General features: G+C 72.2%; 17 protein-coding genes. 6 read left to right on the top strand and 11 right to left on the bottom strand.

The window, feature by feature from the left end:
- Positions 1-70: 70 nt before the first annotated feature.
- Entirely contained in the window at positions 71-1,675 is a 1,605-nt protein-coding gene (locus tag ISU07_RS16410) for an ABC transporter substrate-binding protein (RefSeq protein ID WP_323742653.1), read from the bottom strand.
- Positions 1,676-1,800: 125 nt separating this feature from the next.
- Here ISU07_RS16410 and ISU07_RS16405 point away from each other — a divergent pair, with 125 nt between their 5' ends.
- Together ISU07_RS16405 and ISU07_RS16400 are read left to right on the top strand one after the other, a co-directional pair.
- Positions 1,801-2,598: an IclR family transcriptional regulator gene (locus tag ISU07_RS16405; protein WP_323742652.1), complete on the top strand. Its 798-nt coding sequence runs from the start codon at positions 1,801-1,803 to the stop codon at positions 2,596-2,598.
- A gap of 113 nt (positions 2,599-2,711) precedes the next feature.
- Positions 2,712-4,220, top strand: a complete 1,509-nt coding sequence (locus ISU07_RS16400) for a hypothetical protein (protein WP_194707895.1) — start codon at positions 2,712-2,714, stop codon at positions 4,218-4,220.
- On the opposite strand, the gene ISU07_RS16395 is transcribed toward ISU07_RS16400, so the two are convergent.
- The 8 genes from ISU07_RS16395 to pcaH all read right to left on the bottom strand — a co-directional run bounded on the left by ISU07_RS16395 (position 4,217) and on the right by pcaH (position 10,782).
- The gene (locus ISU07_RS16395) at positions 4,217-4,585 is read right to left on the bottom strand and encodes a hypothetical protein (RefSeq protein WP_194707894.1); all 369 of its coding nucleotides are present in this window, start codon (positions 4,583-4,585) and stop codon (positions 4,217-4,219) included. The two genes, ISU07_RS16400 and ISU07_RS16395, sit on opposite strands and share 4 nt — an antisense overlap.
- Before the next feature lie 90 nt (positions 4,586-4,675).
- Positions 4,676-5,311, bottom strand: coding sequence for a 3-oxoacid CoA-transferase subunit B (locus ISU07_RS16390; RefSeq protein WP_194707893.1), 636 nt, complete (start codon positions 5,309-5,311; stop codon positions 4,676-4,678).
- Positions 5,308-5,967 (bottom strand): 3-oxoacid CoA-transferase subunit A, encoded by a 660-nt coding sequence (locus tag ISU07_RS16385; RefSeq protein ID WP_194707892.1) that lies wholly within the window; start codon positions 5,965-5,967, stop codon positions 5,308-5,310. The genes ISU07_RS16390 and ISU07_RS16385 overlap by 4 nt, the downstream gene beginning before the upstream one ends.
- Positions 5,964-7,148, bottom strand: a complete 1,185-nt coding sequence (locus ISU07_RS16380) for a thiolase family protein (protein ID WP_194707891.1) — start codon at positions 7,146-7,148, stop codon at positions 5,964-5,966. Before ISU07_RS16380 ends, ISU07_RS16385 begins: the two co-directional genes overlap by 4 nt.
- A complete protein-coding gene (gene pcaDC / locus ISU07_RS16375; RefSeq protein ID WP_194707890.1) occupies positions 7,145-8,317 on the bottom strand; it encodes a bifunctional 3-oxoadipate enol-lactonase/4-carboxymuconolactone decarboxylase PcaDC in 1,173 nt (390 codons plus the stop codon). Before pcaDC ends, ISU07_RS16380 begins: the two co-directional genes overlap by 4 nt.
- Complete coding sequence (locus tag ISU07_RS16370; protein ID WP_194707889.1) at positions 8,314-9,531, bottom strand: lyase family protein; 1,218 nt, start codon at positions 9,529-9,531, stop codon at positions 8,314-8,316. The genes pcaDC and ISU07_RS16370 overlap by 4 nt, the downstream gene beginning before the upstream one ends.
- A gap of 4 nt (positions 9,532-9,535) precedes the next feature.
- Positions 9,536-10,036 carry a protocatechuate 3,4-dioxygenase subunit alpha gene (gene pcaG, locus ISU07_RS16365; RefSeq protein ID WP_194707888.1) on the bottom strand — a complete coding sequence of 167 codons (501 nt, stop codon included), beginning with the start codon at positions 10,034-10,036 and terminating at the stop codon, positions 9,536-9,538.
- Positions 10,033-10,782: a protocatechuate 3,4-dioxygenase subunit beta gene (pcaH, locus tag ISU07_RS16360; RefSeq protein ID WP_194707887.1), complete on the bottom strand. Its 750-nt coding sequence runs from the start codon at positions 10,780-10,782 to the stop codon at positions 10,033-10,035. Before pcaH ends, pcaG begins: the two co-directional genes overlap by 4 nt.
- 68 nt (positions 10,783-10,850) lie before the next feature.
- Here pcaH and ISU07_RS16355 point away from each other — a divergent pair, with 68 nt between their 5' ends.
- From ISU07_RS16355 to ISU07_RS16345, 3 genes are all read left to right on the top strand, one after another.
- Complete coding sequence (locus tag ISU07_RS16355; RefSeq protein WP_194707886.1) at positions 10,851-11,648, top strand: IclR family transcriptional regulator; 798 nt, start codon at positions 10,851-10,853, stop codon at positions 11,646-11,648.
- 4 nt (positions 11,649-11,652) lie between these two features.
- Positions 11,653-12,834, top strand: a complete 1,182-nt coding sequence (locus tag ISU07_RS16350; protein ID WP_228522016.1) for a 4-hydroxybenzoate 3-monooxygenase — start codon at positions 11,653-11,655, stop codon at positions 12,832-12,834.
- Between the two features lie 100 nt (positions 12,835-12,934).
- The gene (locus ISU07_RS16345) at positions 12,935-13,474 is read left to right on the top strand and encodes a cupin domain-containing protein (RefSeq protein WP_194707885.1); all 540 of its coding nucleotides are present in this window, start codon (positions 12,935-12,937) and stop codon (positions 13,472-13,474) included.
- 29 nt (positions 13,475-13,503) lie between these two features.
- Here the strand turns inward: ISU07_RS16345 and ISU07_RS16340 are convergent, their stop codons facing one another.
- Both ISU07_RS16340 and ISU07_RS16335 read right to left on the bottom strand, forming a co-directional pair.
- Positions 13,504-14,226 (bottom strand): SDR family NAD(P)-dependent oxidoreductase, encoded by a 723-nt coding sequence (locus tag ISU07_RS16340; RefSeq protein WP_194707884.1) that lies wholly within the window; start codon positions 14,224-14,226, stop codon positions 13,504-13,506.
- A 10-nt stretch (positions 14,227-14,236) separates the two neighbouring features.
- A complete protein-coding gene (locus ISU07_RS16335; protein WP_194707883.1) occupies positions 14,237-15,391 on the bottom strand; it encodes an alpha/beta hydrolase family protein in 1,155 nt (384 codons plus the stop codon).
- 91 nt (positions 15,392-15,482) lie between these two features.
- Between ISU07_RS16335 and ISU07_RS16330 the strand changes: the two genes are divergently transcribed.
- Complete coding sequence (locus tag ISU07_RS16330) at positions 15,483-16,481, top strand: phosphotransferase family protein (RefSeq protein ID WP_194707882.1); 999 nt, start codon at positions 15,483-15,485, stop codon at positions 16,479-16,481.
- The last annotated feature ends 133 nt before the right edge of the window (positions 16,482-16,614 follow it).

Here is a 16,614-nt window from a genome sequence, read left to right as displayed (position 1 = left end):
GGACTTGCGACAAGGGTGCCCAAATCCGTCATAACAGCTCGGTCATCCCGCTTGTCATGATCGGCCGGCCCTACTGGACCGAGACCTTGTTGAACTTGTAGGAGCCGAGTGGCAGGTACTTGCTGCCCTCGAGACCCTTGACGTTGGGACCGAACCCGTCGACCTGCTTCCGGAAGCCCCAGATGATCAGGCCGCCCTCGTCGTACTCGATCTTCTGGGCCTGGTGGATCAGGTCGGTGCGTGCGGCTTCGTCGAGCGTCTGCGCGGCCTGGTTGACCAGGTTGCGGTGCTCCTCGTTGTCCCAGTGGGTCTCGTTGTAGGTGCCGCCCTGGTCGGGCGGGAAGGTGCCCACCACGGCCTGCGGGATGTAGAGACGGGTGTTCCAGAAGTCCTGCGCGAAGGTGTACTGGAGGTACTGGTCGTCGTAGAACGGCGACTTCTTGGTGACCTTCACGTCGACGCCGGCGCCCTTCGCCTGCTCCGCGAACAGGTTGGCGGCGGCCGTGGCCACCGAGCCGATGTCGTCTCCGGTGAACAGCTCGACCTGGAGGCCGTCCTGCCCGGCCGAGGCGAGCAGCGACTTGGCCTGGTCGAGGTCCTGCTCGCGCTGGGGCAGGTCGTGGTCGTACGCCGGGTCGACGAATCCGTACAAGTCGTTGCCCAGCGCACCGTAGCCGCTCAGCGCCTGGTCGATCATCTGCTGCCGGTCGACGATCAGGCGGAAGGCCTGGCGCACCTTGACGTCGCTGAACGGCGCTTGGTCGACGCGCATGGTGAAGGGCACCCACGCACCCGTGTCGGTGATCAGCGTGCCGCCGCCGGCGCCCTTGAGGGTGTCGACGAGGTTGTACGGCAGGTTGTCGACGGTGTGGATCTGGCCGGACTGCAGGGCGTTGACCCGGGCGCTGTCGTCGGCGAAGTCCTGGATCTGGAGCTCGTCGACGAAGGCGGCGTCGCCCCAGTAGTCGGCGTACTTGGTGAACGTGCTCGACTTGCCCGGCTCGAACGACTTGTAGGCGAACGCACCCGTGCCGACCGGGTTGGCCGGGTCGAACTCGCCCCCGGGGATGATGCCCAGCGTGTATTCCGCGAGCAGCGAGTCGAGGAGTGCGTAGGGGTTCTTCAGCACCAGCTGGAGCGTGGTGTCGTCGACGACCTTGCTCTTGTCGAAGTCGAGGATCGTCGAGAGCTGGCCGCCCGCGGACAGCGGAGCCTTCGGGTTCGCCACGCGCTGGATGCTCTTCCAGGCGTCGTCGGCGGTGACGGTCTTGCCGTTGTGGAACGTCACGCCCTGGCGCATCTTGATCATCCACGTCTTGGCGTCCTTGGACCCCTCGACGGACTCGGCCAGCGCCGGCTCGAGCTCGTAGTTGTTGTTCCAGAAGAGCAGCGGCTCGTAGAGGTTGTTGACGCGCGCGATGTCCGCGGCTGTCACCGGGGCGTGCGGGTCGAGCAAGTCCTTGCTGCTGCCGCCGGTGGCCCCGTGGATGAGGATGCCGCCGGAGCCCTGGGCGCCACCGCCGTCGTTGCCACCCCCACCCCCGCCACCGCCGCTGTCGTCGCCACCACAGGCGGCGAGGAAGCTGCTGCCGGCGACGGCGGCGACGCCGAGGCCGGAGTACCTGATGAGCTGACGACGTGAGAGACCGAGGCTGGAGTTACGAGGGTGGTTCACTTGGTGACTCCTCTGTTTCACTATCCGAACGACGGATGTGCCTGTGGGGAAGATAAAGTCCCTGCAGAACGGGGTCAATGGGGAGGATCAGGTTTCGAGTGGTGTCTCGCCCTGCGCAACACGTTGTGCGCGACGCAACGGACGGTGGTCGCGCGTCGACCAAGCACGTCCAGTCCGTCGAGCGGGCCGCCTCCCTGCTGCGCGCCGTGGCCTCGGCCTCCGGTCCGGCCGCGACCGCCACGTCGCTGGCCCAGACCGTCGGCCTCAACCGCACCACCACCTGGCGGATCCTGGCGACGCTCGAACGCGAGCGCCTCGTCAGCCACGACCCCGAGACCGGCACGTACTCCCTGGGCTTCGGCCTGGTCGACCTGGCGGGACAGGCGGGCGGAGCCCTGGCCCGTCTGGCCCGCGTGGTGCTGCAGCGCCTGGCCGCTCGTTCCGGTGAGACCGCGGCGCTCGCCGTGCTCCGCGACGGGTCGCTGACCTACGTCGCCGAGGCCACCCCGGGGTCCGTGGTGTCGGCGGGGTGGCAGGGCCGAGAGGTCTCGATGCACGCCACGTCGACGGGCAAGGCGCTGCTCGCGTGGTCCGATCCCGCCGATCTCCGCATCCTGCTGGACCTGCCGCGCGGCGGTCGCCTGCCGCGGCACACCAAGACCACCATCACGTCCTTCAGCGCGCTCCTCGACGAGCTCGCCGCGACGCGCGAACGTGGGTACGCCGTGTGCAGGGGTGAGTTCGAGAACACCGCCTGGGGTGTCTCGGCCCCGGTGCTGGACGCCGTAGGACAACCGGTCGCCGTCGTCAGCATCTGGGGACCGGGCGACCGTCTCACCGCCGACCACTTCGCCGTGCTCGGGCCCGTGGTCAAGGCCGCCGCCGACGAGATCTCCGAGCGACAGCCCGCGTCGGCGCGCTGACCATGGCCGCGCCCGCACCCTGGGGTGCGCGGGGGCCGCCGATGCTCGGACGCGGGACACCTGCGCGCGGCGTTACGCCACGGCCGCGTGCCCGCGCTGGCTAGGCTGCCGCGGTGTTCCGCATGCCCCCCATGATCGAGGCACCCGGTGGACGCCTCGCGGTTCGCCAGGACCTCGCCCACATCGTCGTCCGCGAGCTCCCGGCGACCGGCGAGCGTCGGTACGGCCTGGCCTACCAGGTGTGGGAGACCGACCCGAGGGCCTTCGTGCGCCGCGTCGTGGTGGCCTGGGTGCCGGTCGAGGAGATGCCCGACGCGATGGGCTTCCGCGACGAGCTCCCCAGTCCCGACGGGACCCGCGTGCGGCGGCAGATGTGGGACATGATCGCGGGGGCGATGAGCGCCAACGAGCTCGATCCCGACTCCGACGTACCTCCCCTGGGCGCGTACCCGCCCGGCGTGCAGCACGACCCGCGACTGGCCCGCGGCGTGATGGACAACCTCGAGGCGCTGCGCGACACGTGGTGCGTGTTCGCCGCCTGGCAGCCGGACGGTGAGGCGTTCTGGGTCCGCACGCAGGGGTTCTTCAGCTGCGTCGGGCTCGACGGGTCGGTGTCGCCGCGCCTGGCCCTGGAGCGCAAGGGCCTGGTGACGACCACCTGGCTGCCGGTCGCCGAGTACTCCCACGACGTCGAGGGCCTGCCCGGCCGCCGGCTGCGGGAGACGTTCGCCGACGGCACCGCCTTCCTGGACGGGTCGCCCCGGGAGGACGTGATGCGGCCGTACGTCGTCCCGGTGGCCGACGACGGGTGGGTCGCGGCCGAGCACGGACAGGTCCACCCGGCCCCGTCGGCCCCGTCGGCCCCGTCGGCCCCGTCGGCGTCGACGGCCGGCACCGTGACCGTGCGGGTGGCCGACTGGTCACCGGAGGCCGTGGTCGGCGGCATCGACGACCTCACGCGGCAGCTCACCGACGACCTCCCCGGCCGTGCCGACGACTCCCGGATCGTGATCCGCTTCGTCGTGGGCGACCACGAGGTGTCGGAGGACGAGTTCTTCGACCGGGTGCGGGACGAGGTGCCCGAGGCGAGCGCAGCGCTGGGTCGGCTCGTCGACCGGGCGGCCGAGGTGATGGCGAAGGAGTTCCTGTTCTCCGACCCCGAGGAGGGGGTGGGCCTGCTCGCGCGCGCGGTCCGCGCCTACGGCATCCTGGCGCCCGACCCGTGGCCGACCCTGACGGCGTACGGGCGCGTGGTCGACGCCGAGCACGAGTACACCTTCGCCGGCGAGACCGTGCCCGCGGTCCTCGCGGCGCGGGGGTGGAGCAGCGAGGCCGTCGACTTCGTGTTCTGGGTGATGATCCGCAACTACTTCAACACGTTGCCGGACCTCGAGGTCGTCTGGACCGGATGGGGACTGCGGGGCGCCGTGGTCGACCGCGACCCGGTCGCGCTCGCGCGCAGGGTCGTGGACCTCCACCTGGACGACATCGTGTCCCGCCGGTACGAGGTGTCGCGTCACCCCGGCGGTCTCGAGCAGCTGGCCGGCGACCTGCCGGAGCCGTACGAGCCGTGGGTCGAGGCCTTCTTGGTGGCGGCCAGCGACCGGCTCACCGAGGTCTAGGCGGGGCGCTCGTCGACGAACACGACCGGTCCCAGTCGGAGGGGCGCATCGCCCGAGGCCGCCGAGTGGGCACCCTCGATCGCGTCGCGCAGGCGTGCGCGGTCGTGCTCCGCGCACACCACGCGGAGGCGGTCGCCGCTGGGGCCGGCCTTCACGGCACCGGTGAACCCAGCCGTGGCGACGGCGGCGCGCAGGTCGGCGGGGTCGACGCCCGGAGGGATGGCGTACTCGAGGACGTGTGCCTCGCTCGTGCGCACGCGGGCCTCGGCATCCTCCTCCTCCAGGAACACCCGCCGGAGCCCGAACACGACGATCGCACCGCCGAGCCCGATGAGCACCACGATGATCAGTCCTGCGATGACCATGACTCCACCTCCTTTGCCGCTGTGGAGCCAGCCTGCGCGACCTGGGCCCTCCGCGGCAGGGTCGAAAGACCCTCTGCCGCGGTACCGCAGTCACACCAGGTCGAGACCGAGCCGTTCGGCCAGCTCGGCGGGCGTGGTCCCGAAGGTCTCCACCAGGTGGGCGCCCCGTGGCCCGAGGTCGAAGGTCGCCAGGTCGGTGTAGAGGCGGGTGACGCAGGCCAGGCCCGTCAGGGGGTAGGTGCACTCGGTGACCAGCTTCGGCGAGCCGTCCTTCGCGAACAGCGTCATCATCACGAAGACCTGCTTGGCGCCGATGGCGAGGTCCATCGCGCCGCCCACGGCCGGGATCGCGTCGGGTGCCCCGGTGTGCCAGTTGGCGAGGTCGCCGGTGACGGAGACCTGGAAGGCGCCGAGCACGCAGACGTCGAGGTGACCGCCGCGCATCATCGCGAAGGAGTCGGCGTGGTGGAAGTACGCCGCCCCGGGCAGCTCGGTGACCGCCTGCTTGCCGGCGTTGGTGAGGTCCCAGTCCTCGTGGCCCTTCGCAGCGAGCGGGCCCATGCCGAGCATGCCGTTCTCGGTGTGCAGCACGACGCCCGAGTCGGCGGTCAGGTGCTCGGCGACCTTGGTGGGCTGGCCGATCCCGAGGTTCACGAACGACCCCTCGGGGATGTCCGCGGCCACCGCGGCGGCGATCTCGTCGACCGTCCTGGCTGAGCCGCTCACGACACCACCACCCGGTCCACGAAGATGCCCGGCGTGACCACGACCTCCGGGTCGATCGCGCCGATCTCGACGACCTCACGTACCTCGGCGACGACGAGGTCGGCGGCCGTGGCCATCACCGGCCCGAAGTTGCGGGCGGTCTTGCGGTACACGAGGTTGCCGGCGCGGTCCGCCCGGTGGGCGCCGATCAGGGCGACGTCGCCGTGGATGGGGTACTCCAGCACGTAGGTCCGCCCGTCGATCTCGCGCGTCTCCTTGCCCTCGGCGAGCGGCGTACCCACCCCGGTCGGGCAGAAGAACGCGCCGATGCCCGCACCGGCGGCGCGCATCCGCTCGGCCAGGTTGCCCTGCGGCACCAGCTCGAGCTCGATGCGCCCCTCGCGGTAGAGACCGTCGAAGACCCACGAGTCGTGCTGGCGCGGGAACGAGCAGATCACCTTGCGGACCCGGCCCTCGGCGAGCAGGGCGGCGAGGCCGGTGTCGGCGTTCCCCGCGTTGTTGTTGACGATCGTGAGATCGGTGGCGCCCTGGCGGATCAGCGCGTCGATCAGCGCGTACGGCATCCCGGCCGGCCCGAAGCCGCCCACCAGCACCGTCGACCCGTCGGCGACGTCGGCGACCGCCTCGTCGGCGGACTCGGGGAACCGGACCTTCACCCGACGTTCTCCAGCACGACCGCGAGGCCCTGGCCGACGCCGATGCAGATCGCGGCGACGCCCCAGCGTCCGCCCGACTCCCGCAGCCGGTGGGCCAGCGTGCCGAGCACCCGGCCGCCACTGGCCCCCAGCGGGTGGCCGATGGCGATGGCGCCGCCCTTGGTGTTCACGATCTGCGGGTCGACCTTCCAGAGGTCGACGCAGGCCAGCGACTGCACGGCGAACGCCTCGTTGAGCTCGACGGCCGCGACGTCGTCCCAGGTGATCCCGGCCCGGGCCAGGGCGGCGTTGACCGCCTCGACCGGCGCGATGCCGAAGTCCTGCGGCACCAGCGCGAACGTGCCACGTCCCGCCACGCGCGCGACCGGGTCGAGGCCGATGGTGTCGCGGGCCGCCTCCGAGCCGAGCAGCACGGCCGAGGCGCCGTCGTTCAGCGGCGAGGCGTTGGCGGCGGTGATCGTGCCGTCCGGGCGGAACGACGGCCTCAGTCCGGCCAGCTTGTCGGCCGAGGACCCGGGTCGGATGCCCTCGTCGCGCGTGAGGTCGACGCCGTCGACCGGCACGACCAGGTCGTCGTAGAAGCCGTCGTTCCAGGCGGCGTCCGCGAGGTTGTGCGAGCGCGCGGCGAACTCGTCCTGCCGCTGCCGCGAGATGCCGTACCTGTCGGCGAGCTGCTCGTTGGCCTCGCCGAGCGAGACGGTCCACTCGGCCGGCATCCGCTCGTTGACGAGTCGCCAGCCCAGCGTCGTGGACACGGCGGTGACGTTGCCAGCGGGGTAGGCCCGGGACGGCTTCGGCAGCACCCAGGGCGCCCGGGTCATCGACTCGACGCCGCCGGTCAGCACGATGTCCGCGTCACCCGACTCGATGGTGCGCGACCCGGTCATCGCCGCGTCGAGCGAGGAGCCGCAGAGCCGGTTGACGGTGACGGCCGGGACGGACGGCGGGAGACCGGCGAGCAGGACGGCCATCCGGCCCACGTTGCGGTTGTCCTCGCCGGCTCCGTTGGCGTTGCCCCAGACCACGTCGCCGATCCGTCCGGGATCCAGGCCCGGCGCCCGGGCGAGCACGCCGGTGACCGCGGTCGCGGCCAGGTCGTCGGGGCGTACGTCGGCCAGCGCGCCGCCGAACCTCCCGAACGGCGTGCGCACGGCGGCGTACACGAAGGCGTGGGCGGTCACTCGTCCTCCTCGTCCCGGACGCCCTGGGCGATCCGGAAGGCCGTGTTGGCGGCCGGTACGCCGCAGTAGATGGCCGTCTGCAGCAGCACCTCCTTGATCTCGTCCCACGACAGGCCGTTCGTGCGCGCGGCGCGCAGGTGCAGCGCGAGCTCCTCGTGGTGGCCGCCGGCGACGAGCGCGGTGAGGGTGATCATCGACCGGCTGCGGCGGTCCAGGCCGGGGCGGGTCCAGACGCCGCCCCAGGCGTAGGTGGTGATGAAGTCCTGGAACTCCCGCGTGAGGTCGGTGGCGCCGGCGAAGGACCGGTCGACGTGGGCGTCGCCCAGCACCTCGCGGCGCACGGTCTCGCCCGGCCCACGGTCGACGCGGCCACCCAGGAAGTGCCGACGCAGCAGGTCCGCCACCTCCTCGGGCTGCTCGGCCGGCGCCAGGTGGGAGGCGCCCTCGAGCACGACCAGCCGGCCGTCGGGCACGCCGTCGGCGATCAGCTCGAGCGACTCCGGGGGGCAGACCGAGTCGTGGGCGCCCGCGATCGCCAGCACCGGGGCGGCGACGTCCCCGAGCCGGTCGCGGACATCGAACCCGGCGAGGGCATGACACACCTCGACGTACCCGGCGTCCACCGCGTCGCTGAGCGAGTGCAGCAGCGCGCTGGACCGGGACTGCTCGTGCTCGAGGAAGCCCGGTGCGAACCACCGCTCGGCCGAGGCGGAGACGATGCTCGACGTGCCGGAGGCGCGTACCTGCGAGACGCGCGCGGCCCACGTGTCGGCGTCGAGGATCTTCGCGCCGGTGCAGATGAGCGCCGCCGCGGTGACCCGGTCGGGGTGGTCGAGGAGCAGCTGCTGGCCGACGCAGCCGCCGACCGAGACGCCGGCGTACGCGAACGGCGCGTCGACGTCACCGCGCTGCTCCTGGACGTCGGCGACCAGGCGCAGCACCGCCTCGGCGAGCTCGGCCATCGTGAAGGGCTCGTCCGGCACGGCTCGGTTGTGGCCGTGGCCGGGGAGGTCCCAGGCGAGCACGTCGAAGTCGTCGGTGAGGCCGCGGGCGCAGTCGGTCCAGAGCGCGCCGGCGCTGGTGCCGAGCGACGGGCCGAGCACGAGCAGCGGCAGCTCGGCGCGGTGGCGGGCGCCGGACAGCCGCACGCCGGTGACGACCGGGATCACGCGAGCACCCCGGCAGCCCGGGCCAGCGGTGCCTCGAGGAACGCGTCGGTCGCGCCGAGGTAGTCGCTCGTCGCGTCGGTGCCGGAGAGGTCGGCCATGGCGCGTTGCTCGGACCGTACGTCGTCGCGCGCGGCGTCCAGGGTCGCGGCCATCCGGTCGGCATGAACCTGGAGTCCCGACAGGAGCTCGGTCGTCTGCGCTCCCGCGACGACCGTTCGGCGGAGCAGGGTGCGCAGGGTGTCCCACTCGGCGTGCCACGCGCCGGCCGGGCGTTCGTCCCCGGCGTCGGCGGCAGCGAGGTGCAGCGTCGCCGCGAGCTGGGGTGCGGCGAGCGCGGCGCGGCGTACCAGGGTCGAGAGCACGGGGTTGGCCTTGTGCGGCATCGTCGACGAGCCTCCGCCGAGGTCCTCGGAGAGCTCGCCGATCTCGGGCCGGCTCAGGGTCAGCACGTCGGTGGCGATGCGGCCCCAGGCGTCGGTGCAGGCGGTCGCGGCGTCACCGAGCCGGGTCACGCTGGTGCGGGTGGTGTGCCAGGGAGTCGAGGCCGTCAGCCCCAGTGCGGTGGCGATCTCCAGCGACAGCGCGGTCGTCGCGGACACAGGGTCCTCGAGCCGGCCGGCCAGCTGGACGGTGGCCGCCATGGTGCCCGCGGCACCGCCGACCTGGACCGGCAGGACCAGCGCCGAGGTGGTGTCGTGCGCGTCGAGCACTCCGGTGAGCCAGCCCGCCGCCTTCAGGCCGAACGTCGTGGGCACGGCGTGCTGGGTGAGGGTGCGGCCGACCATCGGCGTGTGGCGATGAGCCACGACGAGGTCGGCCAGCCCGCGGATGTGGCGACGCAGGTCGTCGAGGATCGTCCCCACCGCGTCCTTGGCGCACAGCATGAGAGCGGTGTCGACGACGTCCTGGCTGGTGAGGCCCCGATGCAGCCAGCGCGCCCCGTCGGCGCTGGTGTCGGCCAGAGCGCTGCGAAGCAGCTCGACGAGACCCGCCGCGGGGTTGCCCGTACTTTCGGCCTCGTTCTCCAGCCACTCCTGGTGGTACGGCTTGACGAGCGACTGCAAATCGAGCTTCGCCACGTTGGCGGGGGCGACCCCGGCCTTGGCCAGAGCGTCGAGCCACGCCTCCTCGACGGCGATCATCGCGGCCATGAGCGTCTCGTCGGAGAACAGGTCGCCGGCGCGTTCGTCACCGGGCCACAACAGGTTGCTCATCGCATCAGTCTTGCGTGCGTCGGTGGTCGAGGAACACGGTCTCCCCGTCGCCCTGCAGCACGATGTCGAAGCGGTACCCGTGCGGGTCCTCGGTCGCGACCAGCGAGGACAGCGGACCTTCCGGCTGGTGCCCGGGGAGGTAGGCCCGTGTGAAGAGACGGTCGAGCAGGCCGCGGGCGAAGAGGCAGAGGGCGAAGTACGGCGGGTCGGCCGGCGCGAGGGTCGTGAACGAGTAGGTGCCCGTCCGGTCGGTGGCCGCGCGCCCCCAGCCGGTGAACGTGTGGCCGTCCCGACGCAACGAACCCGGCTCCTGCACGACGCGACCCTCGGCGTCGGCCTGCCACAGCTCGACGAGGGCATCGGGCACCGGGTCGCCGTCGCCGTCGAGCACCCTCCCGAAGAGCCGGACCGCCCCGGGCGTGCCAGGAGGAACCAGCGCCGAGTCGCCGTCGTACTCGAGCCCGAACGCGAAGAACGGGCCCACGGTCTGGCCGGGCGTCGTCACGCGTGCTCCTCCTCGAGCGGCGTCCCGGCCGCGCCGGACAGCACGATGTCCCAGCGGTAGCCGGTGCACCACTCGGCCTCGGTGACGTCGTGGTCGTAGGTCGCGACCAGCCGCTCGCGGGCCTTCGGGTCGACGATCGACTGGTAGATCGGGTCGAGGGCGAACAGCGGGTCGCCGGGGAAGTACATCTGCGTCACGAGGCGCTGGGTGAAGTCCGTGCCGAACAGCGAGAAGTGGATGTGCGCCGGGCGCCAGGCGTTGTGGTGGTTGCGCCAGGGGTACGGGCCCGGCTTGATCGTGGTGAATACATAGCTGCCGTCGTCGTCGGTCAGGCAGCGGCCCATGCCGATGAAGTTCGGGTCGAGGGGCGCGGGGTGCTGGTCGCGCTGGTGCACGTACCGGCCGCCGGCGTTGGCCTGCCAGATCTCGACGAGCTGGCGGCGTACCGGCCGGCCGTCGCTGTCGGTCACCCGGCCGGTCACCTTGATCCGCTCGCCCAGGGGCTCTCCGCTGCGCTGGATGGTGAGGTCGGACTCCAGCGGACCGACGTCGCGCTCGCCGAACACCGGGCTCCACCGCTCGATGCCCTCCGGGTCGACCTGCACGGGGCTCTTGGTCGGGTGGCGCAGCAGGCTGGAGCGGTACGGCGGGTAGTCGAGCCGCACGCCGTTCTCAGTGGTCCCGGAGGCGGCGTACTGCTCGGAGATCGCGGCGATCTCCGCGCTGATGTCGGCCTGCGTGGTCACGAGGCGACGCTAGAGGAGGGCGGAGCGCGGTGGTGGTGGCCGCTTCCGCTGGGTGGAAGACTGCGAGCGTGGCCGGCAACTCCTCCGCTCCGGGAGCGACGGTCACCTCGCGCGCCCTGGCGCTGGTCGGCGCCTTCGACGAGTCGCACCGGCGCCTGACCCTGACCGAGCTCGCCGATCGGGCCGGACTGCCGCTGCCGACGGCGCACCGGCTGGTGGCCGAGCTGGTCGGGTGGGGAGCGCTGGGGCGGACCGCGTCGGGGGAGTACGTCGTGGGGCGGCGGCTGTGGGACATCGGCCTGCTCGCGCCGGTGCAGGCGGGGCTGGTCGAGTCGGCGTCGCCGTACCTCCACGACCTGTACGGCGCGACGCTGGCCACCGTGCACCTCGCGGTGCGCGACGGCGACGAGGTGCTCTACCTCGACCGGCTGCGGGGCAATGCCTCGGTGCCCGTCGTCAGCACGATCGGGTCGCGGCTGCCGATGCACGCGACCGGCGTCGGGAAGGTGCTGCTCGCACACGCCCCGGCCGACGTGCAGGCGCGGGTGCTGGCGTCGCTCACCCGCGTGACGCCGTACACCGTCACGCAGCCCGGACGGCTCAGACGTCAGCTGGCACAGGTCTTGCGCGACGACTACGCGACGACGGTCGAGGAGATGAGTCTCGGGGCGTGCTCGGTCGGCGTGCCCGTGCGGCGGCGCGGTGAGGTGATCGCGGCGCTGGGCATCGTCGTCCCGTCGCTCAAGCGGGACCGGCCGAGGCTGGTGGCCGCGCTCGCCGTCGCGTCGCGCGGGATCACGCGGGCCCTGGAGTTCCACTCACCGGAAGCCGGTGGCGAGCCCGCGCGCCCGTCGCTGGGACGCTGAGCCCATGGACGAGGTGCGCACCCAGGTCGCGATCATCGGGGCCGGGCCTGCGGGCATGCTGCTCTCGCACCTCCTCGCGGCCGAGGGCGTCGGGTCGGTGGTCGTGGAGACGAGGTCGGAGGAGTACGTCGCCTCGCGGATCCGGGCCGGCATCCTCGAGCAGTCGACGGTCGACCTGCTGCGCGCGACCGGGCTCGGCGAGCGGCTGGACGCCGAGGGGCACCGGCACCGTGGCATCTACCTGCAGTGGCCGGGGGAGCGGCACCACCTCGACTTCGTCGACCTGACCGGCCGGTCGGTGTGGGTGTACGGGCAGACCGAGGTGCAGAAGGACCTGGTCGCGGCGCGGACGGCCGCCGGGCAGCAGGTCTACTACGAGGTGGGCGACACGGCGCTGCACGACCTGGAGACGGATCACCCGTCGGTGACGTTCACCGACGCGTCGGGCGCCGAGGTACGGGTGAGGGCCGACGCGGTCGCCGGCTGCGACGGTTCGTTCGGGCCGTCGCGGTGCGCCGTACCGTCCTCGGTGCGGCAGCAGTGGGAGCGCGTCTACCCGTACTCCTGGCTGGGCATCCTCGCCGACGTCGCGCCATCGACCGACGAGCTCATCTACGCGTGGCACCCCGACGGCTTCGCGCTGCACTCGATGCGGTCGTCGTCGGTGTCCCGCTTCTACGTCCAGGTGCCCAACGACACCTCGCTCGACGACTGGTCCGACGACCGGATCTGGACGGCCCTGGCCGACCGGCTCGGCCACGGCCAGGACGGCTGGTCGCTCGAGACCGGACCGATCACCGACCGCAGCGTGCTGCCGATGCGCTCGTTCGTGGCTACCCCGATGCGGCACGGCCGGTTGTTCCTGGCCGGGGACGCGGCGCACATCGTGCCGCCCACCGGAGCCAAGGGCCTGAACCTCGCCGTCGCCGACGTCGCCCTGCTCGCACCCGCCCTGGCGGCGCTGGTCCGCGGCTCCTCGTCGTTGGCGGATTCCTACTCCGACACCGCTCTCCGCCGGGTCTGGCGCTGCACCCACTTCTCCTGGTGGATGACGTCGATGCTGCACACCTCGGGCGACCCCTTCGACGCCGAGCTCCAGCTGTCCCAGCTGCGCTGGGTCTGCTCGTCCCGGGCCGGCGCCGCCGGTCTCGCCGAGAACTACGCCGGCCTGCCCATCGGCTTCTGACCGGCCCTCACGCGATGAGCGGCGGCCTGATCCCTGGCATGGCCGAGCGCGATGGCGGGACCTCTTGTCCCGCCGTACGCCGGCCCCGAAGACTCGACGCATGAGCACCCGACCCCGACGCGTCGTCACCGGTCACACCGCCGACGGCGTCTCCGTCGTCGTCAGCGACGGGCCGGTGCCGGTCAGCCGCGAGATCCCCGAGGACGGGGTCGGGTTCCACGAGATCTGGAGCACGACCGGGGCTCCGGCTCCGGTCACCGCGCGCGTGGACGTCGACCCGACCGAGGTCGACCTCACCGTGCCGCCCCCGAAGCACGGCACCAGGATCCGGATCAACGAGTTCGCGCCGGGACACCTCGACGGGCGCGGGCTCCAGTCGCCGGTCCACCGCACCGAGTCGATCGACTACGGGATCGTCCTCGAGGGCGAGATCACCCTGGTCCTCGACGACAGCGAGGTCACCCTGTACGCCGGGGACGTCGTCGTGCAGCGCGGCACCGACCACGCGTGGGCCAACCGCAGCGACGCGGTGACCAAGGTGGCGTTCATCCTGGTCGACGGGGAGTTCGCGCAGGACCTCCTGGACGTGCTGCCCGCCGGCTCCCTCGAGAAGGTCAGCCGCAAGGGTCCGAAGGACTAGCGCGACTCGGCGCCGGCCGAGCACGAAGATCAGCCCGGCAGCACCGCCGACCAGCCACCGTCGATGACCAGGTTGGCGCCGGTGACGTACGACGCCTCGTCGCTGGCCAGGAACCTCGCGCACCGCGCGACCTCCTCGGGCCGGCCCACCCGGCCGAGCGGGATGGCTCTGGCGATCGAGCGCATCGGGTGGTCGTCGGCGAGGAGGTCCCTGCGCGTCGCGGGCGTCTCGACCATGCCGGGGCTCACGCAGTTGACCCGGATGCCGTGGGGCGCTCCCTCCGCGGCCAGCTGCTTGGTCAGCGCGACCACGCCGCCCTTGGTGACCGTGTGGGCCACTCGCGCGTTCGTCATGGACCCGGTGATGCCGGCCGTCGAGCCGACGAGGACGACGGCCGCGTGGTCGGACCGCTTGAGGTGCGGCCACGCGTGCTTGACCGGGTAGAAGACGACGTCGAGCTCATGGCGGAGGTTGAACTCCCAGTCCTGCTTGGTGATCTGCTCGATCGGACCGAACCGGGTCGCGCCGGCGTTCGCGTACAGCACGTCGATGCCGCCGTGCCGTTCCGCGGCGGCGTCGACCCAGCGGCGTACGGCGCCCTCGTCGGTGAGGTCGACCGGTTCGCTGCCGTCGACGGGCCGGAGGTCGCAGCCCACGACGGTCGCCCCGGCCTCCTCGAACAGCGAGGCGGCCGCGGCGCCCATGCCGCCCGCGGTCCCCGTGATGAGGACGACGCGACCAGAGAGGTTCATGCGATCCCCGTCATGTCAGCTCAGCGAAGCGGTCCTCGATCCAGTCGGCCGTGTACGCGCCGACGTGCGGCAGGTGGTCGAGGCCGACGTGCTCGGTGGCGCCCTCGTCAGGCGTGAAGACGCGCAGCGTCCGGTGCGGGCTGTTGACGGCCTGGTCGTAGGACTGGTGCGCGTACCCGACCGGGATCTGGCGGTCGTTCTCGCCGTGGGTGATGAGGAACGGCACGGTGATCTGCTCGACCACGCCGTTGAGGTGGACGTCCTCGGCGGCCTTGATGAAGGTCTCGACGTCGTCGTACCCCCAGACCCACAGCACGTGCTCCCAGTAGTGCGGCACCGGGTTCTCGCCCTCGCGCTCGAGCCGGCGCTTCTGCACCTCGCCCCAGTTGTGGTTGGCGCCCCAGGCGACGACGAGGGCGAGCCGCTTCTCGAACGCCGCGGCGCGCGGCGCGTAGTACCCGCCCAGGCTCCAGCCCACCAGGCCGACCCGACGCAGGTCGACGTCGTCGCGCGTCTCGAGGTAGTCGACGCACGCCTTGGCCCAGTCCTCGGTCTCGACGCGCGACTTGAGGTCCAGGAAGCGGAGCGCCTCACCACTGCCCGGGCAGTCGACCATCAGCGTGGAGATGCCGCGCTGGGCGAGCTCCTGGGGCCAGCCCGACGTGTACATGTGTTCCTTGGTGGAGTCGAGGCCGTTCCACATGATCATCGTGGGCGCCGGGGACCCGTCAGCCCGCGTCGCCTTCAGGAAGTACGCCGGCAGCTCGCTGCCCTCGAACGGGATCGCCACCCTCGTGGTGGCCGGGTCGACGAGGTCGAACGACTTCTGCATCGCGTCGAGACCCTCTTGGTAGAACGGGATCCGCTCCGGGTCCTTGCTCGAGAGCATGCGCTCGGCCTGGCAGACGTACGCCGCGGACCGGAAGTACTTCTGCCCGGCGGTCCTCGCGTGGCCGGCCTCCTCGGCCTCGCGCGCCTGCTCCGCCACCTGGTCGGCGACGCGTTTCCAGGCCAGCATCAGGTCGCGGGTACCCGCGTCCCCGCGCTCGGCCGCCTCGCGGATCGGCCGGCACGCCCGGTCCACCTCGTCGATCGCGCCACCGCTGTTGAGGGTCGCCGCGACGCCGAGGCTCCAGATGTAGTTGGTCGGGAAGTACTCGAACATGCCCCGACCCTGCCCGCCCGCCGGCGCGAGGGGAAACCGCGTGTGGTGATGCGGCCTATCGCTCGGCGCGATGGGCGAGCACCATGTCGCCATGGACCGCGCGGCCCTGGACGCGGCTGTCGGCCGCTCGCCGGTCAACGACGACGGGCGCTCCGGCGCGACGCTGGAGCGGGTCACCCTTGCCGACGGTTCGCGCGTGATCCTGAAGCGCTTCGACCCCGCGGTCGACCTCATCATGCAGATGACCGGGGACGAGCGCGGTCGTGAGGTCGACCTGTTCGCCGGCGACCTGCCCGGCCGGCTGCCGCCGAGCGTCCGCCATGCCGTGCTGGACGGGTGGTACGACGAGGACGGCCGCGGCGTCCTCGTCATGCGGGACCTCGGCGACGCCGTGCTGTCGTGGACCTCGGTGGTCACGCCGCAGCAGGCGCGCACGATGCTCGCCGCCGTCGCCGACCTGCACGCGGCGTTCGAGGGTTCGGTCCCCGAGGGCCTGACGCCCCTGAGCACGGTGGTCGGGCTCTTCGAGCCGAGGAGGACGCGTCGCCTCGCCGACCAGCCGATCGTGGGTCTGTCGCTGCGCGGCTGGGAGTATTGGCCCGAGGTGGCGCCCGGCGAGGTCGGGGACCGGGTGCTGGAGCTGGCCCTGGACACGGGGCCGCTCCTCGCGGCCGCCCACCGCCTGTCCACCACGTTGCTGCACGGTGACCTGGCCACGGTCAACATGGCCTTCGAGCCCGACCACCCGGGCTGCCTGACGCTCATCGACTGGGGGCTCGCGACGGCCGGCCCCGCGGCGTTCGACGTCGGTCGGTTGCTCGCCGGCTGCGCCCAGCTCTTCGGCCCCACCGACCGGCACGTCACGGAGCGGCTGGACACGCTGGTCGCGACGTACCGCGACGTGGCAGGGGCGTCGTGCGACGAGGCCGGTCTGCGGATCGGGCTGCTCTCGGGCCTGACCTGGCTCGGCTGGAACAAGGCGCTGGACATCGTGGAGCACGACGACCCGGCGGTCCGGGAGCGCGAACGGGTCGCCCTCGCGTGGTGGCTGCGCCAGGCCGAGCTGGCCCTGGCAACCGGCCTGGTCTGATGCCAGCCTCGTGGCCGCGACGATGACCGCATGGACATCGTCCGTCGACGGCGTGGGTCGCGACGCGACGTACCCGGTTCGCCCGCTCCGTCTCCGCCTGAGCCTGCTCCTTGCTGGCGACGGGGTGCGGGTG

Source organism: Nocardioides islandensis (genome assembly GCF_015352455.1).
GTDB lineage: Bacteria > Actinomycetota > Actinomycetes > Propionibacteriales > Nocardioidaceae > Nocardioides > Nocardioides islandensis.
This window is presented reverse-complemented; position numbering and strand designations above follow the sequence as displayed.